This is a genomic window from Pseudoalteromonas sp. Scap25 (assembly GCF_013394125.1).
In the GTDB taxonomy this organism is placed as follows: domain Bacteria; phylum Pseudomonadota; class Gammaproteobacteria; order Enterobacterales; family Alteromonadaceae; genus Pseudoalteromonas.
On sequence record NZ_CP041327.1, the window covers coordinates 3,200,746 to 3,225,139 of the forward strand.

The window sequence follows — 24,394 nt, forward strand, 5'->3', positions numbered from 1 at the left end:
ACGATAAGCTGCTATACGGCGAGTAAGAATAAATCTAACCATAATGATTAGTTTCGTTAAAGCTGCTCTAAATTGTTAAAACTCACTTTTATTCTTTGGTTCACCTTTTACGTCTCCAACTTCACTTGTAAATTCAGTCTTCTCTTCATGTATCTTTTCCGTTAGGTAATAAAGACCAAAAAAAGTTGTCAACATAATCAATGAAATAGAATATACATAAACAAATAAAAACAAATACTTAAGTGTATTTAAGTAGATAGAATTAAAAGAATTTAAAAGTAGTTCGATATTGCTTCCTGCACTAATAACTATTTTGCTAAAAAATACCAATAGGAAGCTAACAAATGATAGAAAACCAAACATGTATGATAAAAATTGTCTTCGACTTAACACTTTATCATCAAGTTTTAAAGGTATGCCATCAGTTGGTGAATCTATGTTGGGGTTTGGAAAAGTAGCTATTGCGCCGAGGGCTGCAATGTAAAAACCGGTCAACACTTGCAGAAAACCACTCACTGAGTGAATCATTCCTTTATCACCCAATACAGCAATCGGCCTTGGTAGGAAATAAAATATTAGACAGGTTAAAATTGCTATAATGATTGGAATCACAAAGTCAACTAACCTTTTCTGCCTATTACTAATCTTCAAATAGCGCATTGGGGCAAGTAACTTGCATATTATATCCATTTTATTTTATAGCCTTTTCAAGCATCTTCTTCATATTATTTGCGAGCTCTTTGTGTATATTATTTTCACATTGACCTATTTTATTATTTAATTCAATTAGTTCTGACTTAGTAAAAAGTAAGTTCGCAATGTCAGCTTCTTTGGAATTGAAAGGCATAGTTCGTTGTTTCTTTACTTGCCTAGTCTTTTTCTCACCTTTTTCATTCGTTGTTACCTCTTCGGATACGACCTCAGAATACTGCACCCTCACTTCGTCGTAATTTTTTTCCTTACCAAAACTTGTAGCTTTTTTTATCAACTCCAATGCTTTGCTTCCTGTTGGCTTCCCTGAAACTCTTAACTTGATAGCTTGTTCTGACATTCTCAGTTCTTTATTATCATCAATAAAATTGCCATCATTATTATTTAATAAAGTTATCCCTTGCAAAGAGCTATGTTTTAGAGAGTTCTGCAATGTAGAGCTAGCGTGGCCATTAAAAGAAGCCATAGGCCTACAGATATTCCCTTCCTTGCTTTTACTGCCTGGCTTTTTATAGGTTGACTTACAACTTATTTGAAAGAGGCGAGTTAAAAACTGTTCAATTGTAGACTTTGGTAAACCTGTAACTTCCTCAATTACAGAGAGGTGCCAACCTTTCTTCTCCTTTATACAATCAAGACTAAATAAAACATGACAGGCTGCGCCAATACCTTCAAACTTTTTCTTGACTTCAACTCTAACGGCACCAGTTTGAGTGTTCGAAAATGCTGGATCAGTAGCTTTGACATCAGATGCATGCAGTAAAAGCATCACAAATCCATCTATTCTTTTGAAATCTTTGACCCTTATAGTTATTTCATTTTTTCTATATTGATGTACAGCTTTTCCATTTTTCCAAATATGCTCAACTTTATCTAACACTTCATCAAAATCGAATTGAGGGGCATCATCAGGGTAAGACCTCAAATGAAAATCATAAAAATAAACCCAGCGTCGTTCAGTTGATTGCATATTTTACATCCTTTGTTATTGATAGAGTTAAGTATTAAAATTATCCTAAGAAAAGCAGTAATGAAGTGATAAATTGCTAGAGGCTTTCCCTTTACTTAATGAAAAGAGTACACCTTAATATGTTTAACGTAAACTGATTAGAAATATAGTTTCAACTGAAAATTTTAGGTTTTCATACAAGTAAAAACACGGCTTTCGCCGCGTTTAGGTTCACATGGAAAAATCAGGTTATTGCCAAGGACGCTCAGCGGCAAGTTTTGCTTCAAACGCATCAATTTGCGGATTTAGGGTCTCGGTTACACCAATAAAGTCTAAGCCACTTAATAAACGCTCTTTCACATCATTGCGAATATCAAAGCTGATTGGCGCAAATTTATTGCTGCATAATTGCTGGTTTTCAAGATCCACATCAATGTAAATATCGTCATGCTGCTCACTTAACACAAATAAGTCTTCTAAGATTTGCGCTGGCAGTGCAATGGCAAGCATTTGGTTATTGCCACAGTTATTAAAGAAAATATCAGCAAAACTTTCAGCCAAAATCACTTCAAAACCGTATTGTTTAAGCGCCCATGGGGCGTGTTCACGTGATGAACCACAGCCAAAGTTGTCACGGGTTAGTAGTATTTGCGCGCCTTGATAGCAGGGTCGGTTCAAAATAAAATCAGGGTTTGGCTCGCCATTATCTAAATAACGCCAATCGTAAAATAGCGCAGCATCAAAACCATCACGGCTGGTTGAAGTTAAAAACTGCTTAGGAATAATTTGGTCGGTATCGACGTTGTTTTTATCAAGTGGGGCCATTAAGCCACTAAAATAGATGCTCATTAGGCTTCTCCTCTAATATCAACAAAGTGGCCATGTATTGCTGCCGCTGCCGCCATTGCTGGGCTCACTAAGTGTGTACGCCCGCCTCGCCCTTGGCGTCCTTCAAAATTACGGTTAGATGTAGATGCACAGCGTTTACCTGCGCCTAAACGGTCGTCATTCATTGCTAAACACATAGAACAACCTGGCTCACGCCATTCAAATCCTGCAGCTTTAAATATGTCGGCAAGGCCTTCATCTTCTGCTTGTTGTTTAACCAAGCCTGAGCCTGGAACAATTAATGCTTCAATGCCAGCAACCACTTGCTTGCCTTCAACTATTTTTGCTGCGGCGCGTAAATCTTCAATGCGGCTGTTGGTGCATGAGCCAATAAATACTGTGTCTACTTTGGCAGTTGATAACTTATCGCCCGCTTTTAAACCCATGTATTTAAGTGCACTACGAATGGCATCAGCTTTAATTAAATCGGTTTCTTTGTCTGGATCTGGAATACATTCGTCAACGCCAATCACTTGCTCTGGGTTAGTCCCCCAGGTGATCTGTGGTTGAATATTAACGGCATCTAACTCTACCTCTAAGTCAAAGGTTGCGCCATCATCAGTTTTTAAAGTTTCCCAGTAGGCAACAGCGGCGTCAAAATCAGCGCCTTTTGGTGCAAATGGGCGCCCTTTTAAGTAGTCATACGTTACCTTGTCTGGGGCAATTAAACCGGCCTTGGCACCCATTTCAATACTCATATTACACAACGTCATGCGCGCTTCCATTGATAGCGCTTCAATGCCTTCACCACAAAATTCAGCCACATAACCCGTACCACCAGCAGTGCCTAGTTTACCTATAACCGCCATAATTAAATCTTTAGCAGTTACTGTTGGGCGTAACACACCGTTAATTTGAATTTTTAACGACTTAGCCTTTTTTTGCTGTAGCGTTTGCGTAGCTAATACGTGCTCAACTTCTGAGGTTCCAATACCATGGGCAAGCGCTCCAAACGCGCCGTGGGTTGAGGTATGACTATCGCCGCATACTATGATGGTGCCTGGCAAAGTGATCCCTTGCTCTGGGCCAATCACATGTACTATACCTTGATTTACTGAATCTAGGTCGTACAGCAAAATACCAAATTCTTTACAGTTTGCATCCAGTGCCATTAGTTGATTTTTAGAGACTTCGCTGGCTGCATCTAATGAACGGCTTTTAGTTGAAACATTATGATCCATGGTCGCAATGGTTTTTTCTGGACAGCGCACTTTACGATTTTTTTCACGTAAACCTGCAAATGCTTGTGGCGACGTCACTTCGTGTACTAAATGACGGTCAATATAAAGTAAATCGGTTTGCTCGTTGATGCTGGCAACCGTATGTGCTTGCCAAATTTTATTGTATAAAGTTTGAGCCACTTGCTAACTCCCTGATCTGATTGAGCCACAGCCTAACGGTGCTGTGGCTTTAATAGTTAAATGCGTGAAACAATAGCCGCTGCAACATCGGTGGTGGTATAGCCGCCCTGCGGATAAATATCAGGTGTCCCCACACCCGCTTCAACCGCCTCTGCAACTGCTTTTTCAATGGTGCGAGCCGCTTCATCTTGTCCTAACGAATAACGTAACATTAATGCGGCACTTAAAATTTGTGCAATAGGGTTAGCAACCCCTTTTCCGGCGATATCGGGCGCTGAGCCACCCGCGGGTTCATACAAGCCAAAGCCTGATTGATTTAAGCTAGCCGAAGGTAATAGCCCCATTGAGCCGGTGATCATCGCGCATTCGTCAGATAAAATGTCGCCAAATAAGTTATCGCACAGTAATACATCAAACTGGCTAGGCTGTTTAACTAGCTGCATCGCTGCATTATCTACATAAATATAATCTAAGCTCACCTCAGGAAACTCTTTACTCACTTCGGTGACTACTTCACGCCACAGTACACTTGATGCCAGTACATTGGCTTTATCAACCGAGGTTACATGATTGCTGCGCAATTTAGCGGCCTCAAAAGCAAAACGTGCAATACGCTCAATTTCTTTACGCGAGTATGTTTGGGTGTCAAATGCCGCTTCTTCAGCACCTTCGCCACTGCGACCTTTTTCACCAAAATAAATACCGCCGGTTAGCTCACGCACACACAAAATATCAAAGCCTTTTTCGCTAATATCAGCACGAAGTGGTGATGCAGCGCTCAATGCGGGTAACAATTGAGCAGGGCGTAAGTTACAAAACAAACCAAAATGTTTGCGTAGTGGTAACAATGACGCGCGCTCTGGCTGCTCATTCGGTGGCAAGTTTTCCCACTTAGGACCGCCCACTGAACCAAATAAAATAGCATCGGCGTTTTCACAGGCTTTTAAAGTTGTATCAGGAAGTGCTTTGCCAAATTCATCAATGGCTGCGCCGCCAATCGCGTGATGCTCACGGTTCAAAGTAAAACCAAATTTATCACTGACTGCGTCAAGTACTTGCTCTGCAGCTGCCATAACTTCTGGGCCAATACCGTCGCCTGCTAATACGGCAACGCTGTAATGTGTTTTACTCATCCTGCTTTCCTTTGTTGTTTTAAATCAGACACTTTTTGTGCTCGATAAATTAAGTTATAAACCCGAACCATAGCTCGAACAGAGGCTTCGACCACATCGGCCGCAATACCAGCACCGTGATAGGGACGACCATCATATTTAGCAATAATATTCACTTGCCCTAATGAGCTGGCGCCTTGGCCAGTTGCCTCTAAATTGTATTCAATCATTTCAACACTCATACCTGTTAAGCGCTCAATAGCAGCAAACGAAGCTTCAACAGGGCCATTACCTGTGGCCGCTTCTTGTTTTGCTTCGCCATCAATCAGCAAGCCTATGGTTGAGCTGGCCACAGATTGTGAATTAGACGCAGAGTTAACAAACTCTAACTGATACTTTTCGTCTTTATCGTTAATTTGATTAAAGTAAATCATTGCCTCTAGGTCATAGTCGTATACTGTGCCTTTTTGGTCAGCCAGCGCAACGAAACTTTGGTATAAGCTATCCATGTCGTAATCTGATTTTTGATAGCCTAATTCTTCTAAGCGGTGTTCTATAACATGGCGGCCTGAGCGTGAGGTCATGTTTAACTGATTACTTGGTACGCCAACACTTTCTGGTGACATAATTTCATAAGTGTTTTGCGCTTTTAATACACCGTCTTGATGAATACCTGAGCTGTGAGCAAACGCATTTTCGCCAACAATCGCTTTATTTGGCTGTACCGGCATATTACAAATTTTGGCTACCTGGCGAGAAGCGCGATAAATTTCTTCGCTTTTTATGTCGGTATATACGTTTAAGTGGTCTTTGCGCATTTTCATAATCATTGCCACTTCTTCAAGTGAACAGTTCCCCGCACGCTCACCTATACCATTAATGGTGCATTCAATTTGGCGTGCACCGGCTTGCACTGCGGCCACGGAGTTGGCAACGGCTAAACCTAAATCGTTGTGGCAATGCACACTTAAACGCGCTTTATCTATATTTGGCACGTTATTCATTAAATGACGGATCATTGCTGCGTATTCATCTGGAGTTACAAAACCGACTGTATCTGGCAAATTAATTGTTGATGCACCGGCGTTAATTGCTTGTTCAACAATTTTGCATAAATCCCAATGCGGTGTACGCCCAGCATCTTCACAGGAAAACTCAACATCATCGGTATAGTTACGCGCTAATTTAATAGATTTAACAGCCATTGCAGTTGCATCATCAAGGCTCATACGCAACTTGTGTTCAAGATGAAGCGGGCTGGTGGCAATAAAAGTATGAATACGACTTTGCTGTGCAGCGCGCAGCGCATCGCCACAGGCCTCGATATCTTTGGCAACCGAGCGAGCTAAGCCACAAATAATAGGGCCTTTCACCTCGGTGGCAATACGTTGCACTGAGCGAAAGTCAGCTGGGCTCGACACCGGAAACCCCACTTCCATTACATCCACATTTAAGCGGCTAATGGTATGCGCCAGTTGAACTTTATCGTCTTCTGTTAGGCTTGCTTTTAGTGCCTGCTCACCATCACGTAAGGTGGTATCAAAAATCCATACTTTATCTTGCTGTTGCATAGCTGCCCCTCAATTGCTGTGTTACCCAAATTTCGATTTATCCCTACAGCGAGATAAAAAAAACCCCGCGGTTGCGGGGTTTTTAATGTTTAACTCAATGCAAACACACTAATCCCCGCTCACTTGCCACAGCAGTAAGAGGTTTAGGTTTAGTGTAATTAAGCGAATAGTTTGCATCTGTTTTCTTGTGTGTGTGTCCAATGAGGCTTATTTTTATCATTGCAACGCAGTTGGCGCAAGCATAAAAATACCAAACAAATAATTAAAGGGGACTTTCTGGGGATTTAAAATTCAAATAAAACTTGTAAACAGAATAAAACATCCAATTTAAACCTGGAGCAGGCTTAAATTAATAAGCGCTGTAAAATACAGCGCTTATTTTAACTTTTTTTAATATCTATTCTTTATTTTCAGCACGTACGTAATTTGACGCGCCGCGCGTAATATAACGTAACTGCCATATAACTCGCTCTATCAGTTCATCGCGTTGCTGACCTTCAATATCAAGCGCTTCAGCGCCTGCATTAAATACCAAAGTAACCATGGCTTCTGCCTGAATATACGCATGAATAGCATCGCAGGGGGTTTCACTTTCTAAATAATGTGCGAGCTCTAAAATAAAGTGTTTCACTTCACGCGCCACTGCTGCTCTAAATGCTTTTGAGGTACCTGAACGTTCACGCAACAAAAGTCTAAACTGATTGCTTGAGTTATCAATAAACTCCATAAAAGTAACCACAGAGGTGTTGATTACACTGCCACCACTGGCTATTCGTCTGCGTGCTTGGCGCATCAGCTGGCGTAGGGTTAAACCCGCTTCATCAACCATGGTTAAGCCCAACTCGTTCATATCTTTAAAGTGACGATAAAAAGAGGTAGGCGCAATACCTGCTTCGCGTGCAACCTCACGCAAGCTTAAATTAGAAAAGCTATGATCAGCACTAAGCTGATTAAATGCAGCTTCAATTAATGCTTGTCGTGTTTTTTGTTTCTGTTGTGCTCTAACACCCGACATCAACAGCTCCCTGAGTGAGTTTGTAATAAATTTTTAATTAAAAAAATAGCTAATAGTACAGTCTAATACTTGACGGCAGCAGATTGAAATATTATTTTAGCTTACAGTTGTACGCTGAGAAATGATAAACATGAAAAAACCACCAATTATATGGACCAACGTCCTTTTCTTTAGCCTGACGTTTTTGGCTGCTATTACACTTGTACCTTGGTATGGGTTTAACTATGGCTTTACAGGCACGCAGTGGGTTGCTTTTGTAGCTTGCATGTTTTTTGCGGGATTATCGATCACCGCGGGCTACCACCGTTTATGGGCACATAAAACCTATAACGCACACCCTGCGGTTGAATTTATTTTTGCCCTTGGTGGTGCTTTTGCGCTACAAAATAGTGCGCTGCATTGGAGCAGCGATCATCGAATTCACCATGGTCAAGTTGATGACCCAGTTAAAGACCCTTATGCCGCCACTAATGGCTTTTGGTACAGTCACATTGGCTGGATGCTTCGCGACTACCAAGGCGACAGCTACGATGATTACAGCAACTGTCGTGATTTACAGCGAAATAAAATTGTTATGTGGCAGCACAAGCATTACTTAAAATTGGTAATTGCCATGAATGTTGGTTTACCGCTAGTACTCGGCTTAATGCTTGGTGATGTATGGGGCATGTTACTGTTAGCAGGCTTATTGCGTTTAGTGCTGAGTCAGCACTTTACCTTTTTTATTAACTCAGTAGCACATATTTGGGGTTCACGTCCTTACACTGAAAAAAATACCGCGAGAGACAATGGCTTTTTAGCACTGTTTACCTACGGTGAGGGTTATCATAACTTCCATCATATTTTTGCCAGCGATTACCGCAATGGCATTAAATGGTTTCATTACGACCCAACAAAATGGATGATCCGCTCACTCGCAGCCATTGGTTTAGCGAGTAAATTAAAGCGCACACCGGTTGAGCGCATTGAAAAAGCTAAAGCAGAAACCTTAATGAGTAAAACACAAGGTCGTCTTGCAAAATTGCCTTTAGCGCAAGATAAGCTTACATTATTACAACAAGAGTACGATTTGCTGCTTAAAAAGCTGCAAAATTATTGCTCATTACAAAAACAAGTGTTGGAAGCTAAAAAAAATAATATGGCAAAGCAGTGTGAAAAGTCGGCATTAATGGCACAATATCACGAGCTTGAAGCCGCCTGGGAAACACAAAAGCAGGCATGGCTAGCACTTAATGCGAGGTTATTAAAAGCCTCTTTTAGTTAAAATAGGAGTGGCTGTGGCCAAACAACCAGAAAAGAAAAAAGTACCCGTGAGCTACCAATATGATGCAATCATTATTGGCACGGGTCCTGGCGGTGAAGGGACCGCTATGAACCTCTCTAAAAGCAACAAAAAAGTAGCGGTTATTGAACGTCAAACTGCTGTTGGTGGTGGTTGTGTTCACTGGGGAACCATTCCTTCAAAGGCACTTCGTCATTCGGTTAGTCGCTACATTGAATACAAAGCAAACCCTTTGTTTAACGTAGGCGAGCGCCCAGTAAGACTTACTTTTCCTGATATTTTGCGCCATGCCAGTTCGGTAATTTCAAAGCAATCAAACTTACGCAGCAGCTTTTACGATCGTAATCGCATTCATATGTTTCAAGGCGATGCTAGCTTTGTTGATAAGCACACTATTGAAATTAGACGTAATGACGGTTCAACTGAACGCCTAACTGCACAAACTATTGTTATTGCTACCGGCTCACGACCTTATCGCCCACCAGGTGTTGATTTCACCCATTCGCGTATTTATGAAAGTGACACAATTTTAGGCCTTGAACACGACCCGCATCGCGTACTTATATACGGCGCGGGTGTAATTGGTTGTGAATACGCATCTATCTTCAAAGGGCTAGGTGCAAAGGTTGATTTAGTAAATACTCGCGATCGCCTACTTGCGTTTATGGATGCTGAAATATCTGATGCGCTTAGCTATCACTTTTGGAATAGTGGCATTGTTATTCGTCATAACGAAGAATTTGATCGCATTGAAACCCGCGATGACTGTGTTGTTATGCATTTAAAATCGGGTAAACGTGTAAAGGCTGACTGTATTTTATTTGCCAATGGCCGTACTGGTAATACTGATACATTGAATTTAGAAGCAATTGGCTTAAAAGCAGATAGCCGCGGACAAGTAAAAGTAAACGAAACCTACCAAACAGAAATAGACAACGTATATGCGGTAGGCGATGTTATTGGCTACCCAAGCCTTGCTAGTGCTGCCTTTGACCAAGGTCGAATTGCAGCAGATGCCATCGCTTGTGGTAACTGCGATGAAAAGCTGATTATTGATATCCCAGCCGGTATTTATACTATTCCTGAAATGAGTTCAGTAGGTAAAACAGAGCAGCAATTAACTGCCGCAAAAGTACCGTACGAAGTGGGACGTGCGCAATTTAAACACTTAGCACGTGCACAAATTGCAGGTACCGATGTGGGTAGTTTAAAAATATTGTTCCATACAGAAACCAAGGAAGTACTTGGGGTGCATTGCTTTGGTGAGCGTGCCTCTGAGATTGTTCACATTGGCCAAGCTATAATGGAACAAAAAAATGGTGGCAATACCATCGACTACTTTGTAAATACTACGTTTAACTACCCAACAATGGCAGAAGCTTATCGAGTTGCGGCATTAAATGGCTTAAACCGCTTGTTTAAATAAGTGCTTAAGTAAAATAGTTTGCACAAAAAAGCCCGCTAATTAGCGGGCTTTTTATTGTTAGTTCATAACTTACTTATGATATTGCGCACTTAGCTCATGCACAGCGTTAATAAATACACCCGCATTTTCTGGGTCAACATCTGGTGTAATACCATGCCCTAAGTTAAATACATGACCATTGCCAGTGCCAAAGTCTTCTAAAATCGTACCCACTTCTTGGCGAATACGATCTGGCGTGCCGTGTAGCATTGAAGGGTCCATATTGCCTTGTAGCGCCACTTTATCGCCAACACGACGTTTTGCATCACCAATATTAATAGTCCAATCTAGGCCTACTGCATCACAACCTGTTGCTGCAATTGCCTCAATCCATTGGCCACCATTTTTAGTGAACAAGGTAACCGGTACTTTACGGCCATCATTTTCGCGAATTAAACCATCAACGATTTTATGCATATACTGTAGTGAAAACTCATTGTAGTCACGCGGGCTCAATACACCGCCCCACGAGTCAAATATCATCAGTGATTGTGCACCCGCTTTAACTTGCGCGTTTAAGTAATCAATCACTGAATCAGCTAGCTTATCAAGTAGTAAATGCAGTGTTTGTGGCTCAGCAAATGCCATTTTTTTGATTTTACCAAAAACCTTACTACTTCCGCCTTCAACCATATAAGTTGCAAGTGTCCAAGGTGAACCCGAGAAACCAATTAATGGCACTTCACCTTTAAGCTCACGACGAATAGTGCTTACAGCATTCATTACATAGCCAAGCTCATCGGTAGGATCAAGTTTAGGAATTTTTTTAACATCGGCTAATGATGAAATTGGGCGTTCAAACTTAGGGCCTTCACCCGTTTCAAAGTACAAGCCTAATCCCATTGCATCTGGAATAGTTAAAATATCACTAAATAAAATAGCGGCATCTAATGGGTAACGACGCAGAGGCTGTAATGTTACTTCACAGGCTAACTCAGCATTTCTACACAGGCTCATAAAATCGCCCGCTTGTGCACGTGTAGCACGGTATTCAGGTAAATAACGTCCAGCTTGACGCATCATCCATACTGGCGTGACATCAACAGGTTGCTTGGCAAGGGCACGTAAATAACGGTCGTTTTTTAATTCGCTCATAGCGTATAGAGTCCTAGGGCTTTTAGAAATTGTGCAAGATTGTACCACCATATTTGCCCCCCCTCTATCGCTAAGCGATTAAATCGCCACAGAGTAGCACCAGATCAAGTGATTTTTTGTTTTCATTTCGTTTTGTACACAAAACAATCAAGTAAACGTTAATAATAAAAACTTTTCATTAAACTATTTGCAACATTTATAAAAGCTTGATATTGTTACTCCCGCGTTAACATAACAATAACAATAATCGTTAATATAAAAATAATAAAAATCTCTAATAAAAATAAGAATGCTTGTTTAAACAAGTCCAATAAAGAAATTAAACCACCGTAATTGGTGGTTTTTTCTTTCCTGCAATAAATACTTACAACTTATACCCGTAAACAAAACCCTCTGTGGTACTACATCTATTTTACTTGTTGATATACACGCCAATTAAATATATCTTGGATGATAGAAACTTTATTACCAATTTAAAATCCAACCCAGCTTAGGAGAAGAATTATGCTGAAGCGTGTAGAAAAAGCTCAACAAAAGTGGGGGGGTAGCCATACGGTCATCGACAATTGGTTAAACGAACGCCAAGAGCTGATTGTACTTTACTGTAAAATTGCAGGCTTTTCACCTTACGAGAAAAAAGATCAGTCTTTGCCTGAACCGTCTCAAATTCAAGCTTTTTGCCAAATATTGATGGATTATCTATCGGCTGGGCACTTTGAAGTGTACGACGATATTGCTAAAGCTTGCGAAAAGAAAGGCCTAGAAAGCCAACAACTGGCAAATACTATATACCCACGTATTTCAGATACCACAGACATTGCTCTGGATTTTAACGATAAATACGCTGAAGTAGACGCTGAAGATTTATTAGTAGGATTTGATAATGACCTATCGGTAATGGGTGAAGCACTGGAAGCGCGCTTTGCACTTGAAGATGAGTTAATTGATAACTTATATTCTAATCACGCAGATTAATCAGTTATTCAGTGCAATAAAAAAGGGACCTAGGTCCCTTTTTTGTTTTATATAAATACTTATTCTGCAGCGGCAGCTTCTGCATCATTTTGAATTTCTAATAACTCAACTTCAAAAATAAGTGTTGAATTAGCAGGAATTTTACCTAAATCACGGTCACCGTAAGCAAGGTCTGAAGGAATGGTAAATTTGTACTTAGAACCTACAGGCATAAGCTGTAAGCCTTCAGTCCAACCAGGAATAACACGGTTTAGTGGGAAAGTTGTTGGCTCGTTACGTGAATAAGAGCTATCAAATTCAGTACCGTCTAAAAGAGTACCTTTATAATGTACTTTAACCACGTCAGTCGCTACTGGCTTAGCGCCTTCGCCTTGGCTCAATACTTCGTACTGTAAACCAGACTCAGTAACCATTACGCCTTCTTTGTTAGCATTCTCAGCTAGGTATTTTTCACCCTCAACTTTGCTTTTTTCAGACTCAACCTTTGCTTTTTCTTCTTGTTTAGTGCGCACTGACTCATCTAATGCTGTTAATACTTCACGAATTTTTTCTTCGTCAATTTTAGCATTACCGGCAAGTGCATCTTCAAAACCACGCATTAATAATGCTTGATCTAATTCGATACCAATTTCTTTTTTATCCGCTAGGTCTTTATTTAAAAAGTTACCTACAGATGCCCCAATACCGTAAGCTTGTTGTTGCGCTACAGTATCTAGTTTAACGTCTGCTTGCTCTTTTTTTGCTTCTTGATTACAAGCTGTAAGCGCTAAAACTGACGCTGCAATCAATGACAATTTAATCGTCTTTCTCATTTTAAATCTCCGACACACTTTGCAGTTGTCATTTATTGTAATATTACTAGTTAAAGATTAACGGCCTACATGGTAGGCTGCTTGTTTAATAGCTAAACTAAAAACATATCCAGTGATTAGACAAACAACCTAGGCGTTTTTCGCAACCTAGTCTAACCTCTCAGTCACGAAGAGTTAAGAGGAAATACCTGTAATATGTCGTTATTTCGTACTTTTTTAGTTGCTACCTGCTGTTTATTAACAATTGCATGTAGTGATGAAAAACAACAAGCAGTGGCTAGTTTTGAGCACACGGCACAAGGTGCTTTCTCATCCGCACTCTCGCATGATGGTCAATACAGCTTAGTGTCTTCTATCAATCATGGGGTCGCACTTTGGGATAATCAACAGCAAGCCCTTAAATACCAATGGTTTCAACAACAAGCGCAAGACAGCCTTGTTTACGCTGTAGCCATTGCTTTTGATAATAGCGTGGCTGTTACCGCCGAAAAAACCACCTTCGCCGTTTGGGATATTGCCACAGGCAAAAATAAAGGCTTTTATAAAATACAAAAAGCCAGCATCCGCGATATTGCCATTAGTAACCAAGGCAACAGTGTTGTGTACGGGCGCAGCGATGGCGTTGTAGTATTTATAAACCTTAACACAGGCAGACGCATTGAATTTTTAGGCCATCAAGATAAAGTAAACACCGTAGACCTATCACCTAATGGGCGCTATGCATTGAGCGGCTCAAACGATTATGTGGCCTACTTATGGGATACCCAAAGTGGACAAGTTATTCATCGCTTTAATCACCCAACCCGAGTAACCCGAGTCGCTTTAGATCCTCAAGGACGTTATGCTTTTACCGCCGACAGTATGGCACAAGCAAATGTATGGAAGCTGACTACAGGTGACCTTGTTAGTAAACTAAAGTATATTGCGCGTCAGAAAATTTTTACTGCGGTGCGCTTTAACGACCAAGGCACTTTATTAGCAACCGGTTCACCGAACAAACAGGTGGATTTATGGCAGCTAAACAGTGGTGAAAAAATTCAAACATGGCAAGTGACCCCAAGAGAAGGCAGTAGGCCAAAATCGGCAGTGGTACTTGATGTGACATTTACAGATAACGGTAAATCATTGTTAACTGAAAGCTCAAGCGGAATCGCTGAGCGCTTTATTATACGAGAACCAAATGAACACAATTGAACATCGGTTAATGGAACTTGAGGCTAAAGTGGCTTTTCAAGACGAAACGATTGAAATTTTAAATGATGAAATAAAAGTTCACCAGCAACAGTTGGCAAAAATAAAGCGCCAAACCGAGTTGCTGGCTGAAAAACTTAAAGAGTCGCAGTCATCACAGCCTATGATGTCGAATATGCCAGAGCCACCGCCGCCGCATTATTAAGCAGCACTAACAAGGCACTAATCGCCTGGATTAAACACGCCAATGATCTGTTCAAATTGGCGTGTTGATGCCTGCACAGCCTGCTCTGGTTGAGCCATTTTATGGCCACACTGCATACATTCAACTTTTTCTACGTCGTGCTCTTTGTAAAGCATTAACATATCCATGGTTTTACACTCAGGACACGTTGCTCCAGCAATAAATCGTTTTTTATGTTTCACTTCGCTTTTCCTACCATTTTGACTGACGTTATTTTATCGCAATATTTGCCTACTTGATACGATTGATATGGCTAATAAGATCCGTGTTATAATGGCGGCAATTCAATCAAGGCACAGTAAAGTAACGTATTTATGATCCAAATCTCAGAAATAGAACTGCTTCGCGGTGGCAAAGCTTTATTAAAAAATGCATCGGCTACATTATTTCCAGAGCACAAAGTAGGCCTTGTTGGTGCCAATGGCTGTGGTAAGTCAACGCTATTTAGTTTATTAAAGTCTGAGCTTTCGTTAGATGGCGGTAATTACAGTATTCCTAAAGATTGGTCACTGGCCTCGGTAAAGCAAGAAACCCCCGCCCTTGAAATAAGCGCCATAGATTACGTACTGCAAGGCCACCCTGAATATTATGCGCTACGAATTGCGCTGCGTGAAGCCGAGCAAAATAACGATGGCGACACTCAAGCTAAAGTGCATATTCAGCTTGAAAACATTAAAGGCTATAGCATAGAAGCCAAGGCAGGTGAGCTTTTACATGGTTTAGGCTTTGCTAATAATCAAATAGAAAACCCGGTTAGTGCATTTTCGGGTGGTTGGCGCATGCGCTTAAACTTAGCCCAAGCGCTTATTCGCGATGCCGACTTACTATTACTGGATGAGCCAACAAACCACCTAGATTTAGATGCCGTGTATTGGCTCGAGCGTTTTTTACGTGCCTACACCGGCACGCTAGTACTTATTTCTCATGATCGTGAGTTTTTAGATGCTGTGGTTGATCAAATTTGGCATATAGATAAACAACTTATTAATGTGTACAAAGGTAACTACTCGCAGTTTGAACGCCAAAAAGCTGAGCGCCTATTGCAGCAGCAAGCCATGTTTGAAAAACAACAAGAACAAATAGCGCATCTTGAGCAGTTCATTACCCGCTTTAAAGCCAAAGCTAGCAAAGCCAAACAGGCACAAAGCCGTGTTAAAGCGCTAGAGCGAATGGAAAAACTTGCCCCAGCACACGTTGACTCGCCATTTGATTTTGAATTTGCCGAGCCAACCGCTCTGCCCAATCCGCTATTGACACTCGACAAAGCCAAAGCCGGTTATGGCGATGTCACCATTTTAAACAGTATTAAGCTGAACTTAGTACCAGGCAGCCGTATTGCACTACTTGGCAGAAATGGCGCAGGTAAATCAACACTGATTAAATTACTATCAGGTGACTTACAACCTCAAGCAGGTGAAGTGTTTCAGCATCAAGGCTTAAACATTGGCTACTTTGCGCAGCATCAACTGGAGTCTCTAGATTTAAAAGCCAGTGCCGTCACCCACCTGCAACGCTTAAACCCAAAAGCCAGCGAACAATCATTGCGTGACTTTTTAGGCGGTTTTGCCTTTGTAGGCGATAAAGCACTCGACCCTGTAGCACCGTTTTCAGGCGGTGAAAAAGCCCGTTTAGTACTGGCTATGTTGGTTTATCAAAAACCAAATTTACTACTACTCGATGAGCCAACCAACCACCTTGATTTAGAAATGCGCCACGCTTTAGTTATGGCATTACAAGGCTTTGAAGGCGCTATGGTCACGGTATCGCATGACCGTCATATGCTTAAAAATACCGCCGATGAATTTTATTTAGTTGATAATGGCGAGGTCACCCAATTTGGCTACGACCTAGATGCATATTATCAGTGGCTGCTTAATGCTAATAAAGAAGCCGCTAAAAACGACACCTACGAAGAGCCAAAAGCCCATTCACAAGTTAACCGTAAAGAGCAAAAGCGCTTAGAAGCCGAGTTTAGAAAAGCGATTCAGCCGCTGAAAAAGCAAATTGAAAAACTTGAAAAGCAATTAGATAAATTTGCTGCAGAACTAGCTGACGTTGAAGAGGCGCTAGGCGATAACACTCTCTATAACGACGAAAATAAAGGCAAGCTTAAAGAGTTAATTACTAAACAAGCCACACTCACGCCTAAGCTTAACGATGTTGAAGAAGAGCTACTTATGGCCCTTGAAGAAATGGAACAAAAAGAGCAGGCATTCGCCGATGAACTTGCTTAAAAGCAACGATTTTTGGCAGTTTGCATGTAACCTTTATAGCAAAGGTGACATGCAAACGCGCCTGTTGGATTATCAAAACCAGCTAGGTAAAAACGTCAACCTATGCTTGTTGCTGTATTACTTAGATTCTCTCAATCTAGCTATTAACCAAACACAGCTAAACAAGCTTGAACAATCAATTAGTGAGTTTGATAAGCTGGCATTGAAGCCTCTACGAGCCACACGTGCCTACTTAAAAGCCAATCAAGCCGAGATTACAGATTACGCCGCAATTCGAAAAGCACTTCTCGGTGCCGAGCTAAAATTAGAAAAGCAGCAACAAATAATATTGATTGATGAAGTTAATAGTATGAATTTAACACCTTGTGCAACGCCCAATAACAGCGATAAATATTTGTCATAATTTTTCACTATTAATTTCATCAGATCATAACGCCATTTATATTATGAATTTTAGCTTTTATATACATGGTTACTTTGGTTTACTTTTATACACCAAGCTATATATCTTTAGTTTTGTATTGAAATACCTCTTCTAAAGGTAAGTTAAAAACTAAAGAAATTTTAAAAGCCACCTCTAAAGTGGGTGAATATTTATTTGCCTCAATTGCCATTACCGTTTGCCGCGTTACGCCAATAGCATCTGCTAACTGCTTTTGCGTCATTTCATCGCGTAAAAAGCGTAATGTTCGAATAGAGTTAGTTATTGCATACTCACTCATAGATATCACCCGTTCTGCCTTTATAAAGCTGCGCTATGTAATTGACTATTTCGGCAATCAAAAAAGCGCCTACCATGATATGCATTGGTAAATATGGAATATTATATTCGATAGCTGGGCCCCAGTTATTAGCTTCAATTTGATATTGAAAAATAGCAACACAAATTCCCGCCTGTAAGATTATGGCCTTATATTTATAACCCACTAAATTTATTTGCTTTTCTCTCACATCAGGTGGCTGATTTAATTCATTATCACTGATAAATGTAAGTAATAAATAGCTCAATACTATAAGTATCACAGAATAAATTAGCACCTGTAGCAATAAGCCAGATAACCAAGAAACAGAACTAAGCTGCTGCGTACTCGCATTCATTAGGCTGTTTACATAAAAGTAAGATATGTACACGCTTACCAGTAAATCGATACTCAGCGTCAGTTCTCTAAAACTTATGCTTTGTAAAAGTTCTTTAAAGTGCTCTGAACGAGTCATATAAAGCTAACTCCAAGTAAAATATTTTTGACTTTTAAACTATAAGTTCACTTTTTAGCCATGTCAAATATATTTAACACCAGGTTTATTTTATTTAACCTAAAACAAAGCAACGGTTATTCAAAGCTGAACTTTGCTGACCATCTTTATTATAAAAGTGATTAAAAAATCGCAGATAATTTACTAAAAAGTGCAAAATCGACTTAACTTTATTGATCAAAATCAACATCTGCATTGCCCATTTTATAATCTGTAAAATAGCTTGATCTGGATCATATCAAGTACCACTGAGCCAGCCTATGATTACCTCATAGACATCAGGAGGCAATTATGGACGTATTCTTTAGAGATTTTTTTAGCGACCCAGTACTATTTTTATCATTTGGATTTTTAGGCGTCGTTATTAGTTTATGCCTCTTCTTTGTGTATTTTTTCATGAAAAAAGTACACGATGCAGACATTAAAGAACAGCATTAAGCACGACGCACAAAGCGCCTTATTAGTTTACTGATTAGGCGCTTTTTATTTTTAAATATAAAAAATTTGCTACACTAGCGCTTCGTTAATTGCAAAGTGCGTAGTACAGACATGATCCCTAAGTTCAAACCCGCATGGTGGATGACCAACCGACACGTTCAAACCATAATACCGCGTTTTTTCCGCCCTTTTCATCATACTCGCTACGAACTTGCGCAACTTGATACGCCCGACGGAGACTTTATTGAGCTTGCTTGGTCACTTCCGCATAACGAAAAAGCACCACTCGCAGTGGTACTTCATGGGCTTGAAGGCAACATAAACAGTTTTTATGCCAAAGGCATGATGAAGGCATTAAAAAAGCAAGGCTTTGCTGTCGCATTGATGCACTTTAGAAACTGCTCAACCGAAGTAAACCGCTTACCCAGAGCCTACCATAGTGGCGACACCGCCGATTTAGCTTTTTTTATAAATCATTTAAAACAACAATTTCCAAATCGCCCTATTGTAGCGGTGGGTTTTTCATTGGGTGGTAATGTACTCGCTAAGTATTTAGGCGAAGAAAACATTCACTGCCCGCTTAACGCAGCTGCCGTGATATCTGCGCCCTATGATTTATCATCATCTAGTGATGTTATTCGTAAAAGCTTAGGTAAAATTTATCAAAAATATTTGCTCGATCGAATGAAAAAGTCGATGCAACGTAAATTACCGCAAATTAAACAACAGATACCGATCACCACTGATCAATTAATGGAAATTGACGATTTATTAGAGTTCGATAACCAGCTTACAGCACCGTTGCATGGCTTTGAGAATGCACACGATTACTACAAAAAAGCCAGTGCGATGCCGTACTTAAAAGATATTGCGACACCTACACTAATTATCCATGCCAAAGACGACCCTATGCTGTCGATTAAAGCGGTTCCAAGTAGTCAGGATGTAAGTGAGCATGTTACGCTGCGTATCTCTGAAAAAGGCGGCCACGTTGGTTTTATTAGCGGTAACAACCCGTTTAAACCGGTGTATTGGTTAGAGCAAGTGGTGCCTGATTATTTTAAGCAATGTGTATTTAATAACACCGATAAAGAGTGACTATGATTATTCCTTTTGAACAACTTGATAAAGACACACTGTACAACCTAATTGAAAGCTATGTACTGCGTGAAGGCACAGATTATGGCGAACAAGAATTCAGTATTGAAAGTAAAGTGGCGCAAGTAAATCAGCAATTAAAAAGCGGCGAAGCTATGGTGTTTTTCTCTGAACTGCACGAATCGGTCACCATAATCTCTAAAAGTGAATTCAAAGCACTGCAAAGTGAAGCGCAACTCGACGAGTAAACTTGTCAGACACGACGTAAAAATAGACAATGGTTTTTTTAACTCAAAGAGCCATTATAAATGATAAAACTAAGCTCACTAGTTGCTGCAATGTCGATTGCATTAACCGGCGCAGTCAGCGCTGAAATAACCCCTTCAGATAAAGCAATTAAGCTTGCTCACGATACCATTTTAATCGACACTCACATTGATGTACCTTACCGCATTCATGATAAATGGGCGGATGTAACTAAAGCCACTGAGGGCGGTGATTTTGATTACCCTCGTGCAGTAAAAGGCGGTTTAAACGCGCCATTTATGTCGATTTATATTCCTGCTCATTTAGAGTTTGAAGGCAAAGGAAAAAGCTTCCAATTAGCGAATCAATTAATTGATGGTATGGAAGCGATTGCGTTTCGTGCTCCAGATAAGTTTGCCATTGCTGACTCAACACAAGACATTGAGCAACAGTTCAAGGACAATAAAATATCAATCGCCATGGGCATGGAAAACGGGTCGCCTATCGAGGGCGAAATGAAAAACCTACAACACTTTTTTGATCGTGGCGTACGTTACATCACCCTAGCTCACTCGCAAAGCAATCATATTTCTGACTCATCATACGATATTCGTCGCAAGTGGAAAGGCTTAAGTCCATTCGGTAAAGAGCTAGTAAAAGAGATGAATAACATCGGCATGCTGATTGATGTATCGCATATTTCGGACGATGCATTTTATCAAGTAATGGAATTGTCTAACACACCCGTTATTGCATCACACTCTTCACTACGTAAATATACGCCTGGTTTTGAGCGTAATATGAATGACGACATGCTGTTAGCCCTTAAAAAGAACGGTGGTGTGATTCAAATTAACTTTGGCTCAAGTTTTGTTACTTCAAAAGCCGGAAGTTGGTACGATCAATTCAAAAGTAAAAAGCAAACAATTACTGAAGAAGGCAAAAAAGTAGCTAAAGATTTTGATGCTATGTACCGCGCTAAAAATCCATTCCCATTTGCTAGCCTTGAGCAAGTGCTTGATCATATTGATCACGTTGTGAAGCTAATTGGTATCGATCATGTTGGTATTGGCTCTGATTACGACGGTGTAGGTGACTCACTGCCTATCGGCTTAAAAGATGTATCTAGCTACCCTAACCTAGTTCAAGGTTTGATGGACAGAGGTTACAGCGATACCGATATTAAAAAGATTTTAAGCGGCAATACACTAAGAGTATGGAAGCAAGCTGAGCAATACGCAAAATCGCATTAAGCTTTATGCGCTAGGCTTAGGTCTAGCGCTTTTAGCCACTTAAAACACCGTATTTCGCCACTCACGCCCCGCCTTCTTAATTAATCCGTATATTTCATCTTCATTTAACACACTTTTTAACAGACTTATATTTCGAAAACAGATAAATTACCCATTTTAGAGGCAGATTATTTTATGACTATAAACAAAGGAACTATTGCGATTACTATAGCAACACTTGCCTTGGTAATTTCATGCTACGGAACATTTTTTAAAAATCAGCCAAGTTCGCTTAATAAACCCAAGCAGCAACAGCTAAGCCCCACAGTTTCTATTAGTACTCCTACAGAATACCAGCAATCAAATGAAGCCTTAATTGACGAACTAAGCAAGAAAGTAAGTTCGCTACAACGCCAATTAGCTAACTTAAAACTACACGCTAATGGCTCTTATCAAGAACAAGATACCGACGAATTTAAGGAACTTGTTCTTAACGTACTTGAGGAAAAGCAGCAGCAAGAAGCTGAGGAACTGCGCGAGCAAAATCCTCTTTATGGTTTTTATGCAGATTTACCAGAAGACTATGATTTAAGGATCAAATCAGAACCAGATTATGCTAAACAAATAAACTCTCAATTAAGAGAGCAAACTTTAGATCCAAGCATGGCAGATTTAGATAGATTATCTGCACTTAGCCAACTGCAAATGAATATGTATATTCTAAATAAATCTACTATGCCTGAGTATGACTATGAAGTAGTAGGTAACATTTTAAATTTAGCGAACAACAGTAGTGACGAAAAATTTAAAATTCAAGCTGTTGAGTTAACAACTCAAACACCGGTACTTGATTACCGCCTTGCAGAACAATTTACAAACTTGTTAGAGCGAGACACGAATGATTATATCCGTCGCTTAGCTGCACAAGGGTTAATGGCGCAATACTACCAAGCTCAAAATAAGCAAGATGGCTATACGAAGCAAATGGCGCAGCATCTACTTTCAGTTTATGACAATAGCTCTGGCAATGCAGTCAGGGCAACGCTTGACGAAATGATGGGTAACCAAGATATGCTTGATGAGTTACGTAAGAATGCTGGTTACTAACTGATTAAGTTCATTTTCCTGCTCTGTTACAGTAATAAAATTAATACTTACACTTTACCACAGACATTAAAAAAACCGAGACTTAGCTCGAGTTTTACTAATGCTTAATACATTACAACTGATGATTACTCTACGATCATTGCTACAAAGCACCTACGCCTAAGGTAAGAGAGCCACCTTTATGCTTTATTCTCTAAATTGAAGGCATTAAAAAACCCGAGACTAAGCTCGGGTTTTTTTAATGCTTAATGCATTACAGCTGTTGATTACTCAACGATAGTTGCAACAACACCAGCACCAACAGTACGGCCACCTTCACGGATAGCGAAGCGAAGACCTTCGTCCATCGCGATTGGCGCGATTAGAGTTACTGTCATCTTAACGTTATCACCAGGCATTACCATTTCTACGCCTTCTGGTAACTGTACGTCACCTGTTACGTCAGTTGTACGGAAGTAGAACTGTGGACGGTAACCTTTGAAGAATGGAGTATGACGACCACCTTCATCTTTAGAAAGTACGTATACTTCTGAAGTGAATGTTGTGTGTGGGTTGATTGAACCAGGCTTAGCTAGTACTTGACCACGTTCAACGTCTTCACGCTTAGTACCACGTAGAAGTGCACCAATGTTCTCACCAGCACGACCTTCGTCAAGAAGCTTACGGAACATCTCAACACCAGTACAAGTAGACTTAGTAGTCTCTTTGATACCAACGATTTCAACTTCGTCATTCACGTTGATGATACCAGCTTCAACACGACCAGTTACAACAGTACCACGGCCTTGGATTGAGAAAACGTCTTCGATAGGCATGATGAATGGCTTATCGATGTCACGCTCTGGCTCTGGAATGTAAGAATCTAGTGCTTCTGCAAGCTCAACGATCTTGTCTTCCCACTGCTTTTCGCCTTCAAGTGCTTTAAGTGCAGAACCTTGAATTAGTGGTAAGTCATCACCTGGGAAGTCGTATTCAGAAAGAAGTTCACGAACTTCCATTTCTACTAGCTCAAGTAGCTCTTCATCATCAACCATGTCACATTTGTTCATGAATACAACGATGTAAGGAACGCCAACTTGGCGAGAAAGTAGGATGTGCTCACGAGTTTGTGGCATAGGACCGTCAGTCGCAGCAACTACTAAGATAGCGCCGTCCATTTGAGCAGCACCAGTGATCATGTTTTTAACATAATCGGCGTGACCAGGACAATCTACGTGTGCGTAGTGACGAGTAGGTGTATCGTACTCAACGTGAGAAGTTGAGATTGTGATACCACGCTCGCGCTCTTCTGGAGCGTTATCGATTGATGCGAAATCTTTAGCAACACCGCCGTATACTTTTGCAAGTACGTTAGTGATTGCTGCAGTTAGTGTAGTTTTACCGTGGTCAACGTGGCCGATTGTACCAACGTTTACGTGCGGTTTTACGCGTTCAAACTTTTCTTTTGCCATGACGGAACCTATCAGTTTTGTGTATCTAGATTACATATGAAAATAATCCACCATAGGTAGATTAAGTTAATTTTTTCAAATTTCAAATAGTTTTTTCTGACAGATAAAGGAAGTGTTTAAGGAGATTCAATTGACTGGTGCTGATAGGCAGATTTGAACTGCCGACCTCACCCTTACCAAGGGTGCGCTCTACCAACTGAGCTATATCAGCATCATCAAATTGGAGCGGGCAGCGGGAATCGAACCCGCATCATCAGCTTGGAAGGCTGAGGTAATAGCCATTATACGATGCCCGCTTTAAGGAACCTGTTCTTAAACTACCTCTAACCGTCTAGAATAAAGTGGTGGAGGGAGCTGGATTCGAACCAGCGAAGGCTGAGCCGTCAGATTTACAGTCTGATCCCTTTGGCCGCTCGGGAACCCCTCCACGATAATTCTTTATACTAAGCACTTCCGGTAAAAGGAAAGTGGTGCCGACTAACCGAGTCGAACGGTTGACCTACTGATTACAAGTCAGTTGCTCTACCAGCTGAGCTAAGTCGGCACTGCTTTAGTACGGGGCGAGATTCTAGAGTAAGGTTTATTGGGATGCAACCAAAAAATTAAAAAAAATGTGATTTTATGCTTCAAACGCTCACTATTCGCGCAAAAAGCAGTTTTTTT

At 40.6% G+C, this 24,394-nt stretch carries 24 protein-coding genes and 4 tRNA genes; 11 read left to right on the top strand and 17 right to left on the bottom strand.

Annotated features, from left to right (window positions below):
- Nucleotides 1–75 precede the first annotated feature (75 nt).
- The 7 genes from FLM54_RS14825 to fabR form a co-directional block, all read right to left on the bottom strand.
- Complete coding sequence (locus FLM54_RS14825; protein WP_178956749.1) at nt 76–690, bottom strand: hypothetical protein; 615 nt, start codon at nt 688–690, stop codon at nt 76–78.
- Between the two features lies 1 nt (nt 691).
- On the bottom strand, nt 692–1,681 hold the full coding sequence (locus FLM54_RS14830; RefSeq protein WP_178956750.1) for a hypothetical protein: 990 nt from the start codon (nt 1,679–1,681) through the stop codon (nt 692–694).
- A 228-nt stretch (nt 1,682–1,909) separates the two neighbouring features.
- A complete protein-coding gene (gene leuD / locus FLM54_RS14835; RefSeq protein ID WP_178956751.1) occupies nt 1,910–2,509 on the bottom strand; it encodes a 3-isopropylmalate dehydratase small subunit in 600 nt (199 codons plus the stop codon).
- The gene (gene leuC / locus FLM54_RS14840; RefSeq protein WP_178956752.1) at nt 2,509–3,909 is read right to left on the bottom strand and encodes a 3-isopropylmalate dehydratase large subunit; all 1,401 of its coding nucleotides are present in this window, start codon (nt 3,907–3,909) and stop codon (nt 2,509–2,511) included. Before leuC ends, leuD begins: the two co-directional genes overlap by 1 nt.
- 56 nt (nt 3,910–3,965) lie before the next feature.
- A complete protein-coding gene (gene leuB / locus FLM54_RS14845) occupies nt 3,966–5,042 on the bottom strand; it encodes a 3-isopropylmalate dehydrogenase (RefSeq protein ID WP_055012752.1) in 1,077 nt (358 codons plus the stop codon).
- The gene (gene leuA, locus FLM54_RS14850; protein ID WP_010392352.1) at nt 5,039–6,592 is read right to left on the bottom strand and encodes a 2-isopropylmalate synthase; all 1,554 of its coding nucleotides are present in this window, start codon (nt 6,590–6,592) and stop codon (nt 5,039–5,041) included. Before leuA ends, leuB begins: the two co-directional genes overlap by 4 nt.
- A gap of 397 nt (nt 6,593–6,989) precedes the next feature.
- Nucleotides 6,990–7,607: an HTH-type transcriptional repressor FabR gene (fabR, locus tag FLM54_RS14855; RefSeq protein ID WP_008114202.1), complete on the bottom strand. Its 618-nt coding sequence runs from the start codon at nt 7,605–7,607 to the stop codon at nt 6,990–6,992.
- A 130-nt stretch (nt 7,608–7,737) separates the two neighbouring features.
- Between fabR and FLM54_RS14860 the strand changes: the two genes are divergently transcribed.
- Both FLM54_RS14860 and sthA read left to right on the top strand, forming a co-directional pair.
- Entirely contained in the window at nt 7,738–8,871 is a 1,134-nt protein-coding gene (locus FLM54_RS14860; protein WP_008114204.1) for an acyl-CoA desaturase, read from the top strand.
- Nucleotides 8,872–8,884: 13 nt separating this feature from the next.
- Nucleotides 8,885–10,315 carry a Si-specific NAD(P)(+) transhydrogenase gene (sthA, locus tag FLM54_RS14865; protein WP_008114205.1) on the top strand — a complete coding sequence of 477 codons (1,431 nt, stop codon included), beginning with the start codon at nt 8,885–8,887 and terminating at the stop codon, nt 10,313–10,315.
- A gap of 69 nt (nt 10,316–10,384) precedes the next feature.
- Here the strand turns inward: sthA and hemE are convergent, their stop codons facing one another.
- Nucleotides 10,385–11,449: a uroporphyrinogen decarboxylase gene (gene hemE, locus FLM54_RS14870; RefSeq protein ID WP_008114207.1), complete on the bottom strand. Its 1,065-nt coding sequence runs from the start codon at nt 11,447–11,449 to the stop codon at nt 10,385–10,387.
- A 504-nt stretch (nt 11,450–11,953) separates the two neighbouring features.
- Between hemE and rsd the strand changes: the two genes are divergently transcribed.
- Nucleotides 11,954–12,424 carry a sigma D regulator gene (rsd, locus tag FLM54_RS14875; protein WP_138608398.1) on the top strand — a complete coding sequence of 157 codons (471 nt, stop codon included), beginning with the start codon at nt 11,954–11,956 and terminating at the stop codon, nt 12,422–12,424.
- A gap of 59 nt (nt 12,425–12,483) precedes the next feature.
- Here rsd and fkpA read toward each other — a convergent pair whose 3' ends face one another.
- Nucleotides 12,484–13,236: an FKBP-type peptidyl-prolyl cis-trans isomerase gene (gene fkpA / locus FLM54_RS14880; protein ID WP_138608400.1), complete on the bottom strand. Its 753-nt coding sequence runs from the start codon at nt 13,234–13,236 to the stop codon at nt 12,484–12,486.
- Nucleotides 13,237–13,431: 195 nt separating this feature from the next.
- On the opposite strand from fkpA, the gene FLM54_RS14885 reads away from it, so the two are divergent.
- Nucleotides 13,432–14,430, top strand: a complete 999-nt coding sequence (locus FLM54_RS14885; protein WP_178956753.1) for a WD40 repeat domain-containing protein — start codon at nt 13,432–13,434, stop codon at nt 14,428–14,430.
- Nucleotides 14,417–14,632 carry a SlyX family protein gene (locus tag FLM54_RS14890; RefSeq protein ID WP_008465625.1) on the top strand — a complete coding sequence of 72 codons (216 nt, stop codon included), beginning with the start codon at nt 14,417–14,419 and terminating at the stop codon, nt 14,630–14,632. Before FLM54_RS14885 ends, FLM54_RS14890 begins: the two co-directional genes overlap by 14 nt.
- 17 nt (nt 14,633–14,649) lie before the next feature.
- Here the strand turns inward: FLM54_RS14890 and FLM54_RS14895 are convergent, their stop codons facing one another.
- Complete coding sequence (locus FLM54_RS14895; protein ID WP_008114218.1) at nt 14,650–14,853, bottom strand: YheV family putative zinc ribbon protein; 204 nt, start codon at nt 14,851–14,853, stop codon at nt 14,650–14,652.
- Between the two features lie 132 nt (nt 14,854–14,985).
- Between FLM54_RS14895 and FLM54_RS14900 the strand changes: the two genes are divergently transcribed.
- Complete coding sequence (locus FLM54_RS14900; RefSeq protein ID WP_178956754.1) at nt 14,986–16,905, top strand: ATP-binding cassette domain-containing protein; 1,920 nt, start codon at nt 14,986–14,988, stop codon at nt 16,903–16,905.
- Nucleotides 16,892–17,308 carry a TIGR02444 family protein gene (locus tag FLM54_RS14905; protein ID WP_010392333.1) on the top strand — a complete coding sequence of 139 codons (417 nt, stop codon included), beginning with the start codon at nt 16,892–16,894 and terminating at the stop codon, nt 17,306–17,308. Before FLM54_RS14900 ends, FLM54_RS14905 begins: the two co-directional genes overlap by 14 nt.
- A gap of 97 nt (nt 17,309–17,405) precedes the next feature.
- On the opposite strand, the gene FLM54_RS14910 is transcribed toward FLM54_RS14905, so the two are convergent.
- Both FLM54_RS14910 and FLM54_RS14915 read right to left on the bottom strand, forming a co-directional pair.
- A complete protein-coding gene (locus FLM54_RS14910) occupies nt 17,406–17,627 on the bottom strand; it encodes a helix-turn-helix transcriptional regulator (RefSeq protein WP_010392331.1) in 222 nt (73 codons plus the stop codon).
- Nucleotides 17,620–18,120, bottom strand: a complete 501-nt coding sequence (locus tag FLM54_RS14915) for a hypothetical protein (protein WP_010392329.1) — start codon at nt 18,118–18,120, stop codon at nt 17,620–17,622. Before FLM54_RS14915 ends, FLM54_RS14910 begins: the two co-directional genes overlap by 8 nt.
- Nucleotides 18,121–18,708: 588 nt before the next feature.
- Between FLM54_RS14915 and FLM54_RS14920 the strand changes: the two genes are divergently transcribed.
- From FLM54_RS14920 to FLM54_RS14935, 4 genes are all read left to right on the top strand, one after another.
- Nucleotides 18,709–19,695, top strand: a complete 987-nt coding sequence (locus FLM54_RS14920) for a hydrolase (RefSeq protein WP_138608410.1) — start codon at nt 18,709–18,711, stop codon at nt 19,693–19,695.
- Nucleotides 19,696–19,697: 2 nt separating this feature from the next.
- Complete coding sequence (locus FLM54_RS14925; RefSeq protein WP_178956755.1) at nt 19,698–19,943, top strand: YheU family protein; 246 nt, start codon at nt 19,698–19,700, stop codon at nt 19,941–19,943.
- Between the two features lie 60 nt (nt 19,944–20,003).
- The gene (locus tag FLM54_RS14930) at nt 20,004–21,194 is read left to right on the top strand and encodes a dipeptidase (protein WP_178956756.1); all 1,191 of its coding nucleotides are present in this window, start codon (nt 20,004–20,006) and stop codon (nt 21,192–21,194) included.
- Between the two features lie 174 nt (nt 21,195–21,368).
- Complete coding sequence (locus FLM54_RS14935) at nt 21,369–22,280, top strand: hypothetical protein (protein ID WP_178956757.1); 912 nt, start codon at nt 21,369–21,371, stop codon at nt 22,278–22,280.
- Between the two features lie 266 nt (nt 22,281–22,546).
- On the opposite strand, the gene tuf is transcribed toward FLM54_RS14935, so the two are convergent.
- From tuf to FLM54_RS14960, 5 genes are all read right to left on the bottom strand, one after another.
- Nucleotides 22,547–23,731, bottom strand: a complete 1,185-nt coding sequence (gene tuf / locus FLM54_RS14940; protein WP_004589660.1) for an elongation factor Tu — start codon at nt 23,729–23,731, stop codon at nt 22,547–22,549.
- Between the two features lie 135 nt (nt 23,732–23,866).
- Nucleotides 23,867–23,942, bottom strand: a tRNA-Thr gene (locus FLM54_RS14945).
- Nucleotides 23,943–23,952: 10 nt separating this feature from the next.
- Nucleotides 23,953–24,027 (bottom strand) — tRNA-Gly (locus FLM54_RS14950).
- A gap of 46 nt (nt 24,028–24,073) precedes the next feature.
- A tRNA-Tyr gene (locus FLM54_RS14955) sits at nt 24,074–24,158 on the bottom strand.
- 41 nt (nt 24,159–24,199) lie between these two features.
- Nucleotides 24,200–24,275, bottom strand: a tRNA-Thr gene (locus FLM54_RS14960).
- Nucleotides 24,276–24,394 lie beyond the last annotated feature (119 nt).

Coding starts and splice junctions, on each gene's coding strand:
- hemE (WP_008114207.1), bottom strand. CDS start 11,449: ATGAGCGAATTAAAAAACGACCGTTATTTACGTGCCCTTGCCAAGCAA.
- leuD (WP_178956751.1), bottom strand. CDS start 2,509: ATGAGCATCTATTTTAGTGGCTTAATGGCCCCACTTGATAAAAACAAC.
- fabR (WP_008114202.1), bottom strand. CDS start 7,607: ATGTCGGGTGTTAGAGCACAACAGAAACAAAAAACACGACAAGCATTA.
- FLM54_RS14930 (WP_178956756.1), top strand. CDS start 20,004: ATGATAAAACTAAGCTCACTAGTTGCTGCAATGTCGATTGCATTAACC.
- FLM54_RS14910 (WP_010392331.1), bottom strand. CDS start 17,627: ATGAGTGAGTATGCAATAACTAACTCTATTCGAACATTACGCTTTTTA.
- leuB (WP_055012752.1), bottom strand. CDS start 5,042: ATGAGTAAAACACATTACAGCGTTGCCGTATTAGCAGGCGACGGTATT.
- FLM54_RS14860 (WP_008114204.1), top strand. CDS start 7,738: ATGAAAAAACCACCAATTATATGGACCAACGTCCTTTTCTTTAGCCTG.
- FLM54_RS14900 (WP_178956754.1), top strand. CDS start 14,986: ATGATCCAAATCTCAGAAATAGAACTGCTTCGCGGTGGCAAAGCTTTA.
- rsd (WP_138608398.1), top strand. CDS start 11,954: ATGCTGAAGCGTGTAGAAAAAGCTCAACAAAAGTGGGGGGGTAGCCAT.
- leuA (WP_010392352.1), bottom strand. CDS start 6,592: ATGCAACAGCAAGATAAAGTATGGATTTTTGATACCACCTTACGTGAT.
- FLM54_RS14890 (WP_008465625.1), top strand. CDS start 14,417: ATGAACACAATTGAACATCGGTTAATGGAACTTGAGGCTAAAGTGGCT.
- FLM54_RS14915 (WP_010392329.1), bottom strand. CDS start 18,120: ATGACTCGTTCAGAGCACTTTAAAGAACTTTTACAAAGCATAAGTTTT.
- tuf (WP_004589660.1), bottom strand. CDS start 23,731: ATGGCAAAAGAAAAGTTTGAACGCGTAAAACCGCACGTAAACGTTGGT.
- fkpA (WP_138608400.1), bottom strand. CDS start 13,236: ATGAGAAAGACGATTAAATTGTCATTGATTGCAGCGTCAGTTTTAGCG.
- FLM54_RS14925 (WP_178956755.1), top strand. CDS start 19,698: ATGATTATTCCTTTTGAACAACTTGATAAAGACACACTGTACAACCTA.
- FLM54_RS14885 (WP_178956753.1), top strand. CDS start 13,432: ATGTCGTTATTTCGTACTTTTTTAGTTGCTACCTGCTGTTTATTAACA.
- FLM54_RS14935 (WP_178956757.1), top strand. CDS start 21,369: ATGACTATAAACAAAGGAACTATTGCGATTACTATAGCAACACTTGCC.
- FLM54_RS14905 (WP_010392333.1), top strand. CDS start 16,892: ATGAACTTGCTTAAAAGCAACGATTTTTGGCAGTTTGCATGTAACCTT.
- FLM54_RS14825 (WP_178956749.1), bottom strand. CDS start 690: ATGGATATAATATGCAAGTTACTTGCCCCAATGCGCTATTTGAAGATT.
- FLM54_RS14830 (WP_178956750.1), bottom strand. CDS start 1,681: ATGCAATCAACTGAACGACGCTGGGTTTATTTTTATGATTTTCATTTG.
- FLM54_RS14920 (WP_138608410.1), top strand. CDS start 18,709: ATGATCCCTAAGTTCAAACCCGCATGGTGGATGACCAACCGACACGTT.